Annotated in this window: 12 protein-coding genes (1 of these 12 running past the window's edge); 10 read left to right on the top strand and 2 right to left on the bottom strand. The window is 64.2% G+C overall.

The genetic code is table 11. The features are described 5' to 3' along the window. The first annotated feature begins 38 nt into the window (after positions 1-38). From ptsP to OHD58_RS01210, 8 genes are all read left to right on the top strand, one after another. Entirely contained in the window at positions 39-2,309 is a 2,271-nt protein-coding gene (gene ptsP, locus OHD58_RS01245; RefSeq protein WP_263801225.1) for a phosphoenolpyruvate--protein phosphotransferase, read from the top strand. 8 nt (positions 2,310-2,317) lie between these two features. Then, a complete protein-coding gene (gene prfA, locus OHD58_RS01240) occupies positions 2,318-3,397 on the top strand; it encodes a peptide chain release factor 1 (RefSeq protein ID WP_263801224.1) in 1,080 nt (359 codons plus the stop codon). A 156-nt stretch (positions 3,398-3,553) separates the two neighbouring features. After that, positions 3,554-4,411 carry a peptide chain release factor N(5)-glutamine methyltransferase gene (gene prmC, locus OHD58_RS01235; protein WP_263801223.1) on the top strand — a complete coding sequence of 286 codons (858 nt, stop codon included), beginning with the start codon at positions 3,554-3,556 and terminating at the stop codon, positions 4,409-4,411. A 306-nt stretch (positions 4,412-4,717) separates the two neighbouring features. Continuing rightward, the gene (locus tag OHD58_RS01230; protein ID WP_263801222.1) at positions 4,718-5,605 is read left to right on the top strand and encodes a DUF4167 domain-containing protein; all 888 of its coding nucleotides are present in this window, start codon (positions 4,718-4,720) and stop codon (positions 5,603-5,605) included. 238 nt (positions 5,606-5,843) lie between these two features. Continuing rightward, positions 5,844-8,456, top strand: a complete 2,613-nt coding sequence (clpB, locus tag OHD58_RS01225; RefSeq protein WP_263801221.1) for an ATP-dependent chaperone ClpB — start codon at positions 5,844-5,846, stop codon at positions 8,454-8,456. Between the two features lie 205 nt (positions 8,457-8,661). Then, on the top strand, positions 8,662-9,699 hold the full coding sequence (locus tag OHD58_RS01220) for a cupin domain-containing protein (RefSeq protein ID WP_263801220.1): 1,038 nt from the start codon (positions 8,662-8,664) through the stop codon (positions 9,697-9,699). 92 nt (positions 9,700-9,791) lie between these two features. Continuing rightward, positions 9,792-10,154, top strand: a complete 363-nt coding sequence (locus OHD58_RS01215; protein WP_263801219.1) for an MmcQ/YjbR family DNA-binding protein — start codon at positions 9,792-9,794, stop codon at positions 10,152-10,154. 40 nt (positions 10,155-10,194) lie between these two features. Continuing rightward, positions 10,195-11,253, top strand: coding sequence for a P1 family peptidase (locus tag OHD58_RS01210; RefSeq protein ID WP_263801218.1), 1,059 nt, complete (start codon positions 10,195-10,197; stop codon positions 11,251-11,253). Positions 11,254-11,353: 100 nt separating this feature from the next. On the opposite strand, the gene OHD58_RS01205 is transcribed toward OHD58_RS01210, so the two are convergent. Continuing rightward, a complete protein-coding gene (locus OHD58_RS01205) occupies positions 11,354-11,596 on the bottom strand; it encodes a hypothetical protein (protein WP_263801217.1) in 243 nt (80 codons plus the stop codon). A gap of 621 nt (positions 11,597-12,217) precedes the next feature. Here OHD58_RS01205 and OHD58_RS01200 point away from each other — a divergent pair. Continuing rightward, positions 12,218-13,732 (top strand): L,D-transpeptidase family protein, encoded by a 1,515-nt coding sequence (locus OHD58_RS01200; protein ID WP_263801216.1) that lies wholly within the window; start codon positions 12,218-12,220, stop codon positions 13,730-13,732. Positions 13,733-13,766: 34 nt separating this feature from the next. Then, a complete protein-coding gene (locus tag OHD58_RS01195) occupies positions 13,767-15,341 on the top strand; it encodes an MFS transporter (protein WP_263801215.1) in 1,575 nt (524 codons plus the stop codon). 76 nt (positions 15,342-15,417) lie between these two features. Here OHD58_RS01195 and OHD58_RS01190 read toward each other — a convergent pair whose 3' ends face one another. Then, positions 15,418-15,640, bottom strand: partial view of a M23 family metallopeptidase gene (locus OHD58_RS01190; protein WP_263801214.1) — the 3' end only. It continues 1,733 nt past the right edge of the window; the window shows 223 of its 1,956 coding nt (coding positions 1,734-1,956); the start codon falls outside the window, past its right edge — the gene reads right to left on this strand; the stop codon is at positions 15,418-15,420.

The following is a 15,640-nucleotide window of genomic DNA, read 5'->3' as shown; positions in this document are numbered from 1 at the left end:
AAGGAGGGAGTGGCCGGGTAAAGCCGCTGGAGAGCCCGATGCGTGACATGGCCGCCGGACCGCGCGTGCTTCTGAGACGGCTCCGCGAGCTCATGGCCGAGCCGCTGGAGCCGCAGGAGCGGCTTGACCGCATCGTCCGCGAAATCGCGCAGAACATGGTGGCCGAGGTGTGCTCGCTTTATGTGCTGCGCGCCGATGCGGTGCTCGAGCTCTACGCCACCGAGGGTCTGAACCCCGGATCCGTCCACCTGGCGCAGTTGCGGCTGGGGCAGGGCCTCGTCGGTACCATCGCCGCGAGCGCGCGGGCGCTCAACCTCTCCGATGCGCAGAAGCATCCGGCCTTCGCCTACCTGCCGGAGACGGGCGAGGAAATCTACAATTCCTTCCTCGGCGTGCCGGTGCTCAGGGCAGGGCGCACGCTCGGCGTTCTCGTCGTGCAGAACCGTACAAAGCGGCATTACCGCGACGACGAGCTGGAGGCGCTGGAAACCACGGCGATGGTCATCGCCGAAATGATCGCCACCGGCGATCTGGCGCGGCTTACCCGTCCGGGTCTCGAACTCGACCTGCGCCGCCCGGCAAGCTTCACCGGCCTGTCCTTCAACGATGGCGTCGGGCTCGGCCACGTCGTTCTGCACGAACCGCGCATCGTCGTCACCAATCTTTTCAACGAAGACAGCGACGAGGAGACGCGCCGCCTGGAGCAGGCGCTCGGTTCACTCCGCCTGTCGATCGACGACATGCTGTCGCGTCGCGATGTTGCGTTCGAGGGCGAACACCGTGCCGTGCTCGAAGCCTACCGCATGTTCGCCAACGATCGCGGCTGGGTGCGCCGGCTCGAGGAGGCAGTGCGCAACGGCCTGACCGCCGAAGCGGCGGTGGAGAAGGTGCAGAGCGACATGCGTGCCCGCATGCTGCACATGACCGATCCCTATCTGCGCGAGCGGATGAGTGATTTCGACGACCTCGCCAACCGCCTGCTGCGCCAGTTGATGGGGCATGGGCCGGAGCTGCTCGCGTCAACCTTGCCGAAGGACGCCATCATCGTCGCCCGCTCGATGGGTGCCGCCGAACTCCTCGACTACCCGCGCGACCGTCTGCGCGGCCTTGTCCTCGAAGACGGCGCTGTCACCAGCCACGTCGTCATCGTCGCCCGCGCCATGGGCATCCCGGTCGCGGGCCAGGTCAAGGGCGCCGTGTCGATGTCGGAAAACGGCGACGCCATCATCGTCGATGGCGATGAAGGCCGCATCCACCTTCGGCCGCAGCCCGATGTCGAGGGTGCGTATGCCGAGAAAGTCCGCTTCCGCGCCAGGCGGCAGGAACTCTATCGCGAACTGCGCAAGAAACCTTCGTCGACCAAGGACGGCACCCACGTCGACCTGCTGATGAATGCCGGCCTTGCCGTTGACCTGCCGCAGCTGGCCGAATCGGGCGCCGCCGGCATCGGCCTCTTCCGCACCGAGCTGCAGTTCATGGTCGCGGCGACCTTCCCGCGCGCCGAGACGCAGGAGCGCCTCTACCGCGATGTGCTCGATGCGGCGCGCGACAAGCCGGTCACCTTCCGCACCATCGATATCGGCGGCGACAAGGTGCTGCCTTACTTCAAGAGCGTCGCCCACGAGGAAAACCCGGCACTCGGCTGGCGCGCCATCCGGCTGACGCTCGACCGGCCGGCGCTGCTCAGAACCCAGGTGCGCGCATTGCTCAAGGCGGCGGGCGGGCGCGAGTTGCGGCTGATGCTGCCGATGGTCACCGAGATCGGCGAGATCATGCAGGCGCGCGAGATCATCGACCGCGAGGTCAGGCATCTGTCCCGGTTCGCGCACGACCTGCCGACGCTCTTGAAGCTCGGCGCGATGGTAGAAGTGCCGTCGCTGCTCTGGCAGCTCGACGAACTTATGAAGACCGTCGATTTCGTGTCGGTCGGCTCCAACGACCTCTTCCAGTTCGTCATGGCGACCGATCGCGGCAATACCCAGATTTCCGAGCGCTTCGACCCGCTGTCGGTGCCGTTCCTCAGGGTGCTGAAGCAGATCGCCGACGCCGGTCATCGCGTCGGCACGCCAGTCACCTTATGCGGCGAGCTTGCCGGACGGCCGATCTCGGCGATGGCGCTGATCGGCATCGGCTACCGCTCGATCTCGATGTCGCCGGCGGCGATCGGCCCGGTCAAGGCGATGCTGACCGAATTGCCGCTTGAAGAACTCACCACCCTAATGGAAGAGGCGTTGGCCCATCCCAACGCCGCGAAAAACGTGCGCGGCGACCTGCACGCCTTCGCCGAACAACACAACATCCCGCTCTGACACCTCACATGACCAGTTTGCCCCGCGACCGCATGGACCAGGTAGTGAAGCGTTTTGACATGCTCGAAGCGTTGATGGCGGCCGGTCCGGAGCCGGAGGCCTATGTGAAGATGGCTTCCGAATATTCGGAAATCCAGGAAATGGCGGGCAAGATCCGTGCGCTGCGCGCCGCCGAGCAGGAACTTGCCGATCTCGAATCGATGCTTGCCGACAAGGCAACCGATGCCGAGATGCGGGCCCTGGCCGAGGCCGACATGCCTGCCGTGGAGGAGCGCATCGAGGAATTGCAGCAGGAAATCCAGATCCTGCTGTTGCCGCGCGATGCCGCCGACGACAAGAATGCCATCCTCGAAATCCGCGCTGGCACCGGTGGCGACGAGGCGGCATTGTTTGCCGGCGACCTTTTCCGCATGTACGAACGTTACGCCGCCGAACAGGGCTGGCGCTTCGAGGTCGCCTCGGCCAGCGACGGCGATGCCGGCGGCTTCAAGGAAATCATCGCGACCATTTCCGGCAAGGCCGTCTTCGCCAAGCTGAAGTTCGAATCGGGCGTGCATCGCGTGCAGCGGGTGCCGGCGACGGAGGCGCAAGGGCGCATCCACACCTCGGCCGCTACGGTCGCGGTGCTGCCGGAGGCCGAGGAAGTCGACATCGAGATACGCTCGGAAGATATCCGCATCGACACCATGCGTGCCTCGGGCTCGGGCGGACAGCACGTCAACACCACCGATTCGGCGGTGCGCATCACCCATTTGCCGACGGGCATCATGGTCGTGCAGGCGGAAAAATCGCAGCACCAGAACCGTGCCCGCGCCATGCAGATCCTGCGCGCGCGGCTGTTCGACATGGAGCGCTCGAAAGCCGACCAGGAACGCTCCGAATCGCGCCGTTCACAGGTCGGTTCGGGCGATCGCTCCGAGCGGATCCGCACCTACAATTTCCCGCAGGGCCGGGTCACCGATCACCGCATCAACCTGACCCTCTACAAGCTCGACCGGGTCATGCTCGGCGAGCTTGACGAGATCATCAATGCGCTGATCGCCGACCACCAGTCGAAGCTGCTGGCGGACCTTGGTCAGGATGGCTGATAGCATGAGCGCCGTCTCTTTGCCGGCTTTCGCACCCCCACCCCTAACCCCTCCCCTCAAGGGGGAGGGGGATACTGACGCAGCCGTCTCCGCGTCCCCCTCCCCCTTGAGGGGAGGGGTTAGGGGTGGGGGTACTCTCGTCGATGAGATACCGTGTTGAGCCGTTCGCTCGAAGAAATTCTTGCCGATGCAAAGACCCGCCTGACGGTCCCCTTCATCGACGATCCGGCGCTGGAAGCCCGCATGATCGTCGAGCATTATTCGGCTACCTCACGCACGGACGCGATCGTCAGGCCCGATATGCCGATTTCATCGGACGTGCTTGCCGCAATCGACGATGCGCTGTCTCGCCGCCTTGCGCACGAACCCGTCCACCGCATTTTCGGCTTTCGCGATTTTCACGGACTGCGCCTGTCGCTATCGGCCGAAACTCTGGAGCCGCGACCCGACACCGAGACCCTGGTCGATACGGTACTGCCGTTCGTCCGTGAAACGGCGGCTAGGCTAGGCACCTGCCGCATCCTCGATCTCGGCACCGGCACCGGGGCGATCGCGCTGGCGCTGCTCAAGGAAGTGTCGCAGGCCACCGCGGTCGGCGTCGATATCTCCGCCGATGCGCTGAAAACGGCTGCCCGCAATGCTGCCGATGCCGGGCTTGGAGCGCGATTCGAACCGCTCCTCTCCGACTGGTATGCCGCGACGGAAGGTCGCTATCATTTAATTGTCTCAAATCCGCCCTATATAACATCCAAAGAGCTTGAGACCTTGCAGCCGGAAGTGCGTTATTTCGATCCGGCCCGCGCCTTGGATGGCGGCGAAGATGGTCTCGACGCCTATCGCATCATTGCCCGAGGAGCAGATGCTTGTCTCGAAGCCGGCGCGAGGATCGCCGTAGAGATCGGATACACCCAGAAGGCCGAAGTAACAGAGGTCTTTCGCCAAGCCGGCTGCATGTTGATTGCCGCGGTGAAGGATCTTGCCGGAAGCGACCGCGTCCTTGTTTTCCAACGCTGAAATGCACTTTTCAATAGCAAGAAAAAACGCTTGGCAATGGTTGGGAATGTGGATAGGGTCGGGTAACCGGATGAGACGAAGCAGGCAGTACTGTTATCGATTCGGTTCCCGTAGAAACAAGCTGCCTTCTTGCGTAAACGACGCCTTAGCTTCGTGCGGGGATCGTCCGGCAAGTAAATGAACCGAATACAGGATGGTACGTGACGCCAGCGCAGGAGATGCGGGCGAGCACCGGCAGGACAAACGGAACGGCTGACACCTGATGTGCGCCGTCCGCGAACGATTTTTCAACGCAAAGAGAAAATAATGAGGCCACAACAACAGAACCGGCGCATGCGGGGTCGTAACAATAACAATAATAACAACAATAATAACAACAACCGCAAAGGCCCGAACCCACTGACGCGCAACTACGAGAGCAACGGCCCGGACGTCAAAATCCGCGGCTCGGCTCAACAGATCGCGGAAAAATACACCACGCTGTCGCGTGATGCGCACAGCGCCGGCGATCGTGTCATGGCGGAGAACTACCTGCAGCACGCGGAACACTACAACCGCATCATCGCTGCCGCCCAGGCGCAGATGCCGATCCAGAATCCCCAACAGAACCGGGACGATTTCGACGAAGACGGCGATGACGAGCGCGACGATCTCGACAATGGCAACAACAACGGCACTGCCGACGCTCCGTCGCCTGCCGTCAGCCATGGCTCTGGCCCGCAGCCGGTTATCGACGGCACTCCGGCCGAGGTTGCGCTGAACAGCGAAGGCGGCCGAAACGGCAACGGCGGCAATCGCCATCGTGACCGCGATCGCCGGCCGAATGGCGGTTATGGCCAGAACGGTCAGCGTGGCGATTATGGGTCCCGCGGCGAACAGCGCGGTGACCAGGCCAACGCGCAGGGCGAAAACCACCGTGACGAGCAGGGTGAAAACCGCTCCGACGAAGCGCAGGTGGAAAATACGGCCGCGGCGGAACAGCCGCCCGCACCGCAGTTCGACAATTTTTCGCCGGCCGGTCTCGCAGCCCAGGCAGAACTCAACGAAACCGCCGGCGAGAAGGATGCCGCGCCGCGCCGCGCCAGGCGCCCGCGCCGTCCACGCGTCGAAGCGAGCCAGGCCGAGGGTGGCGATACTGCCGATGCGGCTCCAACCGAGGCAGCCAGCGGCGAACCCGCCGTCACCGAGAACTGATAGCGAGGCCCGCATCTCCTTGCGGGCAAGGCATTGCCAGGCGGCGGAGAGAAATCTCCGCCGCTTTTGCTTTATCCGTCCGTGCAAAATATTGTCGTTTCGGCAATGACGGGACGTCTTGAGGCGGCGCGACCCCAGCACCATATCTGCCTCAACAGGACCTGGCTCACCGAGCGGGTCCGTCACCGCAAGCCGATCCGGTGCCGCCAAGCGGGCCGGTGACGAAAAGGAGACAGACATGAACCTAGAGAAGTACTCCGAGCGCGTCCGGGGTTTCATCCAGTCCGCGCAGACCATGGCGCTGGCCAAGAATCACCAGCAATTTACGCCCGAACATATCCTGAAAGTGCTCGTCGACGACGACGAAGGCCTTGCCGCGTCGCTGATCGAGCGCGCTGGCGGCAGCATCCGCGACGTCAAGCTCGGCGTCGAGGCCGCCCTCGAGGCGATGCCCAAGGTGGAAGGCGGAAACGGCCAGCTCTATCTGGCGCAGCCGCTGGCGAAAGTGTTTTCCACCGCCGAGGAACTCGCCAAGAAGGCCGGCGACAGTTTTGTCACCGTCGAGCGGCTCCTGACCGCGCTCGCGGTCGAGAAGTCGGCAAAGAGTTCCGAGATACTGGCCAAGGCCGGCGTCACGGCGCAGGCGCTCAACCAGGTCATCAATGATGTCCGCAAGGGCCGCACCGCCGATTCGGCAAGCGCCGAGCAGGGCTATGACGCGCTGAAGAAATACGCGCGTGACCTGACGGCGGATGCCCGTTCCGGCAAGCTGGACCCGGTGATCGGCCGCGACGACGAGATCCGCCGCACCATCCAGGTGCTGTCGCGCCGCACCAAGAACAACCCGGTGCTGATCGGCGAGCCCGGCGTCGGCAAGACGGCGATCGCCGAGGGGCTGGCGCTGCGCATCGTCAACGGCGACGTGCCGGAGAGCTTGAAGGACAAGCAACTGATGGCGCTCGACATGGGCGCGCTAATCGCCGGCGCGAAGTACCGCGGCGAGTTCGAGGAGCGGCTGAAGGCCGTGCTGTCGGAAGTGACGGCGGCTGCCGGCGGCATCATCCTGTTCATCGACGAGATGCACACGCTGGTCGGCGCCGGCAAGGCCGATGGCGCCATGGACGCGTCGAACCTCTTGAAGCCGGCGCTGGCGCGCGGCGAGTTGCACTGCGTCGGCGCCACCACGCTCGACGAATACCGCAAGCATGTCGAGAAGGACGCAGCACTTGCGCGGCGCTTCCAGCCGGTCTTCGTTTCGGAGCCGACGGTGGAGGATACCATCTCGATCCTGCGCGGCCTGAAGGAAAAGTACGAGCAGCACCACAAGGTGCGCATCTCGGACTCGGCACTTGTCGCCGCCGCCACGCTGTCCAACCGCTACATCACCGACCGCTTCCTGCCCGACAAGGCGATCGACCTCGTCGACGAGGCGGGTTCGCGGCTGCGCATGCAGATCGATTCCAAGCCGGAAGCGCTCGACGAGATCGACCGCCGCATCATGCAGCTCAAGATCGAGCGCGAGGCGCTCAAGCTGGAGAAGGACGACGCGTCCCGCGATCGTCTCGAACGGCTGGAAAAGGAGCTTGCCGGGCTCGAGGAAGAATCGGCCGGTGTGACCAGCCAGTGGATGGCCGAAAAGGAAAAGCTCGGCCTTGCCGCCGACCTCAAGGGTCAGCTCGAGGAGGCGCGCAACGAACTCGCCATCGCCCAGCGCAAGGGAGAATTCCAGAAGGCGGGCGAGCTTGCCTATGGCCGCATCCCCGAACTCGAGAAGAAGCTCACCGAGGCCGAAGCACTGGAAGGCCGTGGCACCATGGTCGAGGAGACGGTGACCCCCGATCACGTCGCCCATGTCGTCGAGCGCTGGACCGGCATTCCGGTCGACCGGATGCTGGAAGGCCAGCGTGAGAAGCTGCTGCGCATGGAAGACGAACTTGCCGTCCGCGTCGTCGGGCAGGGCGAAGCCGTGCAGGCCGTGTCGAAGGCCGTCCGCAGGGCACGCGCCGGCTTGCAGGATCCGAACCGGCCGATGGGCTCGTTCATGTTCCTCGGCCCGACCGGCGTCGGCAAGACCGAGCTCACCAAGGCGCTCGCCGATTATCTGTTTGACGACGAGCACGCGATGGTCCGCATCGACATGTCGGAGTTCATGGAAAAGCACTCGGTCGCCCGGCTGATCGGCGCGCCTCCCGGCTATGTCGGCTATGAGGAAGGCGGTGCGTTGACGGAAGCCGTGCGCCGCAGGCCCTACCAGGTCATCCTTTTCGACGAGATCGAGAAGGCGCATCCGGATGTCTTCAACGTGCTCCTGCAGGTGCTCGACGACGGGCGCCTGACGGACGGCCAGGGCCGCACCGTCGACTTCCGCAACACGCTGATCATCATGACGTCGAACCTCGGCGCCGAATATCTCGTCAATCTCGGCGAGGGAGAGGATGTCGACAAGGTGCGCGACGAGGTCATGGGCGTGGTCCGTGCGTCGTTCAGGCCGGAATTCCTGAACCGCATCGACGAGGTGATCCTGTTCCATCGCCTGCGCCGCCAGGACATGGGCAAGATCGTCGAGATCCAGCTCAAGCGCCTGGAAAAGCTGCTCACCGACCGCAAGATCACGCTGTCGCTCGATCCTGATGCGATCGACTGGCTCGCCAGCAAGGGTTACGACCCGGCCTATGGCGCGCGGCCGCTGAAGCGGGTGATCCAGAAGGAACTGCAGGACCCGCTGGCGGAAAAGATCCTGCTCGGCGAGATCCTCGACGGCTCGACCGTCAAGATCACCGCGGGGTCGGACCGGCTGAATTTCCGCTCGAAGCCGACGGCCGTGACCGGCAAGGAAGCCGAAGCGGCGTAAATCGCGTTGATTAGGGAAGTGGCTGCATCGGCCTTAGCCCCCTCCACCACGCTTCGCGTGGTCCCCCTCCCCCGTAAACGGGGGAGGATCCAGATCGCGCCGGCTGCACCGCTGCCGGATCCTCCCCTGCGAAGCGGGGGAGGGGGACCACGCGAAGCGTGGTGGAGGGGGCGCTCTGTACTGGCAGGGGCTGTCAGTTGCCTCCATGGCCAAATCGGAGGATCGTGCCGGCATGTCGCCGCCCAATCCCCCGATTCCGATCCGCTCCTCCGACGTACCGTGGGAAGACTACACAGTCGGCACCCGCTTCGGCGGCCGCTACCGGCATCTCACGCTCGCCGCCGTGGGAAAAAACTATCATATTGGCGTCGCGATCGAGGAACTCGATCCCGGCAGGCAAACCAATCCGGCCCACTACCACATCTTCGAGGAGGAGCATGTCTATATCCTCGAAGGCACGCTGACGGTGCGCCTCGGCGACGCGACCCATGAGATGGAGGCCGGCGACTACGTCTGCTTTCCCGCCGGCCAGAAGGCAGGGCATTGCCTTATCAACAACGGCAATAAAACCTGCCGTTATGTGATCGTGGGCGAGCGCAATCCCAACGAGGTCAGCGTCTACACCGATTCCAACAAGGTGTCGGTCAACGCGCTCGGGCGGCGTGCGATCTTCGACCTTGCGGCCCTTCGCGGCTATTGGGATGGCGAGGATGTCGGCGGCGAACAACCGCCGTTCGATGCCGCCGTGGAGACTGCCGACACTGTCCCTCCCAAGCCGCCGATCTCCTCTGAGGAGGTCGAATGGAACGTCGAAGGGCAGGGGCCGCGTTTCGGCGGCAGGTCGAGGCATCTCACCTATGCGGCTGTCGGACGGGACTATCATGTCGGCATGCTGATCGAGCAGCCTTCGCCCGGCATGCGGCTCTGCCCTAGGCATTATCACATGCTCGAGGAGGAACACGCGCTGATCCTCGACGGCGAGGTGACGCTGCTGTTCGGCGACGAACGATACGAAATGACGGCCGGCGACTATGTCTGCTTTCCGGCCGGCCAGAAGATCGGCCACTCCTTCATCAACAGCGGCCCTGGCCTGTGCAGCTACCTGATGATCGGCGAGCAAAATCCGAACGAGGTCTGCGTCTATCCCGATTCCAACAAGATAATGGTTCGCGCGCTTCGCTCCGAGGACGACATTTTCGACATGGCGGCGACGCGGCGCTATTACGACGGTGAGGATGGCTGATGCAGGGGGACAGTTTACTTTTATCCGCGGAGCGGGTTGTCCATTTCATAACTGATGCGAGCGGATAAGAGTAAACTGTCCCCGGTGCGACCATGACTCCCGATGACTACAACCGCTTCTGCGCCACGCTGCCGTCCACGACCCACGTCGTCCAGTGGGGCGGCGCGCATGTCTGGAAGGTCGGCGGCAAGGTCTTCGCCATCGGCGGCTGGGACGATGGCAGCCAACTCGCGGTCACCTTCAAGGTTTCCGAGATGGCCTTCGACATCCTGAAGGAGCAGCCTGGCTGTCGGCCTGCGCCCTATCTCGCGTCGCGCGGCATGAAATGGATCCAGCGCTACGGCGACGAATCGATGGACGATGGGGCCCTGCGCGATTACCTGCGCGAGAGCCACCGGCTGGTGGCGGCGAAGCTGACGAAGCAAATGCGCAAGCAATTGGGATTGGGCGCCTGACATTCGGTGCCGTCCGTTGGAACTCGGGACTGGAATTCGCATGACGGAAAACGACCGTGTAAGGTTGCGAACCCTGGGCATTACCCCGGGACACTTCGAGCCTGGGCCTCTTAACGCGATTACCGATGTCGCCGGCGTCCTGGTCGGACACGTGACCTGCGTCGAAGGCGATCGCACGCGCACCGGCGCGACCGCCATCCTTGCGCATGCCGGCAATCTGTTCCAGGACAAGGTGCCTGCCGGCCTCGCCGTATTCAACGGTTTCGGCAAGTTCGCCGGCGCCACGCAGATCGAAGAGCTTGGCGAGACCGAGACGCCGGTGATCCTGACCAACACGCTCGCAGTCGGCCGGGGTATCGAGGCCATCATTCGCCATACGCTCGCCCAACCCGGAAACGAGCAGGTCGTGTCGGTCAATGCGGTGGTCGGGGAAACCAACGATTCGCGGCTGAACGACATTCGCGCCCCGCGCCCGACCATCGACGAGATGATGACGGCGCTGTCGTCCGCGAAATCCGGTCCGGTCGGGGAGGGGGCGGTCGGCGCCGGAACCGGCACGGTCGCCTTCGGCCGCAAGGGCGGCATCGGCACCAGTTCGCGCCGCGTCACCGTGGCCGCCGAGACCTACACGCTGGGTGTGCTCGTCCAGTCCAATTACGGCGGCACTCTTTCCATCGCCGGACAGGCCTACAAGCCGGACAGCGTCGACGATGGGCACGACAAGGACGGCTCGATCGTCATGATTGTCGCCACCGATGCGCCGCTGTGCTCGCGCAATCTCAGGCGGCTGGCTGAGCGCTGTTTCGGTGGTCTTGCCCGCACAGGCGCCGCCTTGAGCAACGGCTCCGGCGACTACGCACTCGCCTTCTCGACCGCCGAGCCCGTCCGGCGTACGCCTGCGCGCCGCAAGGCGCTCGCCAGCTTTCCAACGCTCTCCAACGACGCGGTCTCGCCGCTCTTCGAGGCCGTCATCGAGGCGACCGAGGAGGCCATCCTCAATTCGCTCACCATGGCGACCGGCATGAACGGCTTCGACGCCGCCAGGGGACGGGCGTCCATGATCGAGGCAATCTCGCTCACCGCCATCCGGCGGCGGTGACCGGGTTTTAGGCGGCGCAGGCCACGGCCTTCACCTCCCTCTTGAGGGAAGATCGGCGACCGCAGGCCGCGGGGTGGGGGTGCTTCGGTTGGCGGAAGCGTCAAAGAAAACGCGCCTTCGTCATCCTGGGGCGAAGCAGGCCGAAGGCCGTCGCGAAGACCCCAGGATCCATGCCGCGACCTGACGGCAGCGCGACTGCGGTGCACATACAATTGGCGATCACTTGATCGGTCTCTTCTCTCATCAACCTCACGGCATGGATCCTCAGGTCAGGCCCGAGGATGACGAAGGAGAGGGTGTGGACAGAATCACCCTGATTCCAGCCCTCTTCCTTCTCCGCCAAAGATTCTTTCCTGCAATTTCAATGGCTTGTACGATTGTTGCAAAATTCGTCTGTCCACACCCTTCGCCGCCTCCCGCATAATGACCGTGTTGTTCTTTGTGGGGGTCTGGGTGGCCACCGGGTTGACCAGGGAGGACAGCGGCGTCGGGACTGGCCTCGCTCCGGATTGGCGAGGTTGGAGGTCATGCTCCAAGGTCTCGGCCCTCGACGTACGGTGAGCCTACGGCCTTCGGGCACAGGGCGAGCCGGGCGGGGCAGCAACGCCGGCGGTGCGCGCCTTTCGGGCATCGTTAAACTAAAAACAGCGCTGTCGGTCCGTCCGGCAGACGTGCACCGCCTCCCCCACACTTTTCACACGGGAGGCACGACAGCCTCCCAATGGCCAGGCCGGCAAAAACCGGAGCGTGGCAACGGAGAAGCTCGTGCCCATGAAAGGCGAAACCTTTTTTCGGCTGCACCGTTGAAGCTTTGAAGGGACGGATCGATCGCGCTCAAAAGGCGCCGCCAAACGGCCATTTTCATGCCCGGTTCATGTTCGATGGTCCAGTTTCTGAAGCGGCACCGTTATCAAGCGGGGCTGCTTTGCGCGCGATGCGGTCGTCTGACGGAGAACTAGGCAATATGTTCCGCAAAATCATGGTTGCTTCGGCCTTTGCCGCCGGCCTGAGCTCGGTCGGCGCATTTGCATCGGAACGCAACGAAGTGGGCGGTTCCGGCAAGCGTGCAGCCATGGGGATTCAACTCGCCCAGGCCGGCGACGTTGAAGTCTACTACGATGGACGTGGACGCCGGGTTATCGTCGATGCCTATACCGGCGAGATCATTGCCATCGAGCCGCGCGGCGAGCGCCGCCGCCCGATGCGCCGCGCCATGCGGGAACGGGCCGAATCCGAGCGTTACTACCTCGACGATCCGGAAGACATGGAGCGCCTGCGCCGCGACCGGCTCGAGGAACTCGGCCGCCGGCCGGCGCCGCCGATCGACGAATATTCCGAATTTCCGCTCGAGGAATATCCGGCCTATCCAAGCGAGCAGGAATATCCCCGCAATGCGTTCCCCGAAGCGCCGGATGGCGGATACGCGGAGCCGATACAGCCCCCGCGCACCGCGACACGCCCACCGATCACCAGGCAACCGGTCGAGCGGGCGCCGCTCGAACCGGGTGGCATCGGTCCCGACACGGCGATGACATCACCCGATCCTTCCACGGGTGGAATTGCGCCTAACCAGCCTTCCGACATCATTGTCGAGCCGACCAATCCGCCAACCATCGAGCCTCCCACCACGTCCGCCGCGCGCATCGAGGTGGCGGAACTGCAGGTGCTGCTCGATCGCAAGGGCGCGTCGCCGGGGGTCATCGACGGGCACTTCGGCTCGAATGTCGACAAGGGCCTTGTCTCCTATCGCCAGTTGACCGGCGAAGTCCTGCGCTCGATCGATGCCGCAGGCATCAAGAAGGCGTTGGCCGAGAGCGGCGGTGACGCCTTCATCAATTACACGATCACCGCGGAAGATGCCGCCGGCCCGTTTGTCGCCGCGGTTCCCGCGGACTACGGCCAGAAGGCCAAGCTCGAAAGGCTCGGCTACACCTCGGTGTCCGAAATGCTCGCCGAGCGTTTCCACATGGACGAAAAATACCTGAAGGCGCTCAACCGCGATGCCAATTTCGGCCGTCCCGGCACCATCATCCGCGTCGCCAATACAGGCGGTCCGGTCAACGCGCAGGTCGCGCGGATCGTGGCGGACAAGGGTGAAAAGCAGGTTCGAGCCTATGACGCGGCCGGCAAGCTGGTGGCTGCCTATCCAGCAACCATCGGTTCGTCCGACACGCCGTCGCCGACCGGAACGCACACTGTCGAGCGCATCGCTCTCAATCCGGAATACACCTACAATCCTAAGATCAATTTCAAGCAGGGCGACAATCACGGCATCCTGAAAATTCCACCCGGTCCCAACGGGCCTGTCGGCAGCGTGTGGATCGCATTGTCCAAGCCGACCTACGGCATCCACGGTACGCCCGATCCCTCGAAGATCGGCAAGACCGAGAGCCATGGCTGCGTGCGCCTGACCAACTGGGACGCGCAGGAACTGGCCAAGATCGTCAAGAAGGGTGTCACCGTCGAATTCATGGAGTAGGTTGAGAGCCTTCCCGCCAACCCAAGCAGGCTCCATGCAATCACCATCCGAAGCGAGTGGAGACGCCGTTGAAGCGAGCGGGGCCGCCGTTTCCACTGGCGCCGCGAATGGCACGTTCTGCCCGCAACCGCAGCGCCGCTTCGTGCTCATCGCGGCAATCCTGGCATCGGCGCTCGGCTTCATTGACGGCTCGGTGGTGTCCATCGCCATCCCGGCGATCCGTGCCGACCTCGGCGCCACGCTCGCCGACGCGCAGTGGATCTCCAACGCTTACGCGTTGACGCTGTCGGCGCTGATCCTCGCCGGCGGGGCTGCCGGCGACAATTTCGGCCTGCGCCGGACGTTCGTCGCCGGCATCGTGCTTTTCGTCATCGCGTCGCTCGCCTGCGCTGCCGCACCTGGCCCGGCGTCGCTCATTGGGGGGCGTGCCGTCCAGGGCATCGGCGCCGCGATCATGGTGCCGGGCAGCCTGGCGATCATCGCAAAAGCCTATCCGAAAAAGGAACGCGGCAGGGCCATCGGGATCTGGGCCGCGGCGTCGGCACTGACCACCGCGCTCGGGCCGGTGATCGGCGGGCTGGTTCTGTCGGTCTTCGACGACAGCGTCTGGCGGGTGATCTTCGCCATCAACCTGCCGCTCGGTGGCGTCGCGATTTACCTTCTCCTCGCCAGGGTTCCGGCGGACCGGCCAGCCGAAAGGCGCAGACTCGACCTCGGGGGCGCCGCGATCGTGACGGTAGGGTTGGGCGCGCTTGCTTACGGTCTCACCGCGCTGTCCGCCGAAGACGCGGGATCGTCCGCAAACCGGTCGATCGCATACGTCGTGGCCGGGCTGGTCATCTTCGCGGGCTTCATCTTCTGGGAGCGCCGCCAGCGCGACCCAATGGTCACCCTGTCGCTGTTTCGAATCGGGGCTTTCACCGGCGCCAACGTGGTGACCTTCTTCCTCTATTTCGCCCTGTCGGGAGTTCTCTTCTATCTGCCGATGCTGCTGATTGCCGGCTGGGGCCTTGGCGAAGCGGAAGTGGGTTTCATCTTCCTGCCGCTGTCGGCAGCGATCGCCTTGCTGTCCGGCCCGGTCGGAAGGCTCTCTGACCGAATCGGGCCGCGCTTGCCTATTGCGGCCGGCAGCCTGGTCGTCGCGGTGGCATTTGCCGGCCTGGCGGTCCCGGTCGGGGCGGGCTACCACGGATTCTGGACTGCGATATTCCCGGCGATGGTGCTGCTGGGGCTCGGCATGGCGCTGGTGGTTTCACCGCTGTCGACCGCCATCATGACGGCAGTCGAAGACAATGACACCGGCGCTGCTTCCGGGATCAACAATGCGGTTTCGCGCATCGCCGGGCTGCTCGCAGTGGCCGCGCTCGGCGGCGTGGCGGCGTTCCGCTATGCGGCGGTGCTGGGAAGCACCGCCAACGTGCCGGGCTTTGGGGAACCGGCCGCGAATCTCCCGGCGGAGATCGATGCCGTCCGGCTTGCCGCGAGCGATGCCGCCTTTTCGGCCGTCGCCTGGGTCACCGCCGGGCTCTGCGTGCTTTCGGCCGTCGTTGCCTGGACGACCATATCCGGCGCCACTCCGAAATTGCAGAAGGACGCTAGTCCGATCTGACTCCACCGGAAGGCAGATGGAATTGCAAATCCCGATGTGAATTTAGTTTTGGGGAACTGAGGGCCGGTTTCCGGAACTATCCGGCGAGCTTCGCCGCCGCGACCTTCAGCCCGTCCTTGTCTTCCTGCTGCAGAAGATCGTCGATGCGCTTGCGTTCGCGCTTGAACGCTTCGAGGTCGATGCCCTTGAGAACGCGGCCGACCGGCAGGCGGACGCGCATCGGGTCGACCTTGCGGCCGTTGACCATCAATTCGTAGTGCAGGTGCGGTCCGGTGGCGAGGCCGGTCGAACCGACATAG

Origin of the sequence: Mesorhizobium sp. ZC-5 (assembly GCF_025753855.1) — a bacterium.
GTDB lineage: Bacteria > Pseudomonadota > Alphaproteobacteria > Rhizobiales > Rhizobiaceae > Neomesorhizobium.
This window is presented reverse-complemented; position numbering and strand designations above follow the sequence as displayed.

What these genes read in the sequence shown, in the direction of transcription:
- ptsP (WP_263801225.1), top strand. Translation starts at nt 39, where the DNA reads ATGCGTGACATGGCCGCCGGACCGCGCGTGCTTCTGAGACGGCTCCGC.
- prfA (WP_263801224.1), top strand. Translation starts at nt 2,318, where the DNA reads ATGACCAGTTTGCCCCGCGACCGCATGGACCAGGTAGTGAAGCGTTTT.
- OHD58_RS01230 (WP_263801222.1), top strand. Translation starts at nt 4,718, where the DNA reads ATGAGGCCACAACAACAGAACCGGCGCATGCGGGGTCGTAACAATAAC.
- clpB (WP_263801221.1), top strand. Translation starts at nt 5,844, where the DNA reads ATGAACCTAGAGAAGTACTCCGAGCGCGTCCGGGGTTTCATCCAGTCC.
- OHD58_RS01220 (WP_263801220.1), top strand. Translation starts at nt 8,662, where the DNA reads ATGGCCAAATCGGAGGATCGTGCCGGCATGTCGCCGCCCAATCCCCCG.
- OHD58_RS01215 (WP_263801219.1), top strand. Translation starts at nt 9,792, where the DNA reads ATGACTCCCGATGACTACAACCGCTTCTGCGCCACGCTGCCGTCCACG.
- OHD58_RS01210 (WP_263801218.1), top strand. Translation starts at nt 10,195, where the DNA reads ATGACGGAAAACGACCGTGTAAGGTTGCGAACCCTGGGCATTACCCCG.
- OHD58_RS01200 (WP_263801216.1), top strand. Translation starts at nt 12,218, where the DNA reads ATGTTCCGCAAAATCATGGTTGCTTCGGCCTTTGCCGCCGGCCTGAGC.
- OHD58_RS01195 (WP_263801215.1), top strand. Translation starts at nt 13,767, where the DNA reads ATGCAATCACCATCCGAAGCGAGTGGAGACGCCGTTGAAGCGAGCGGG.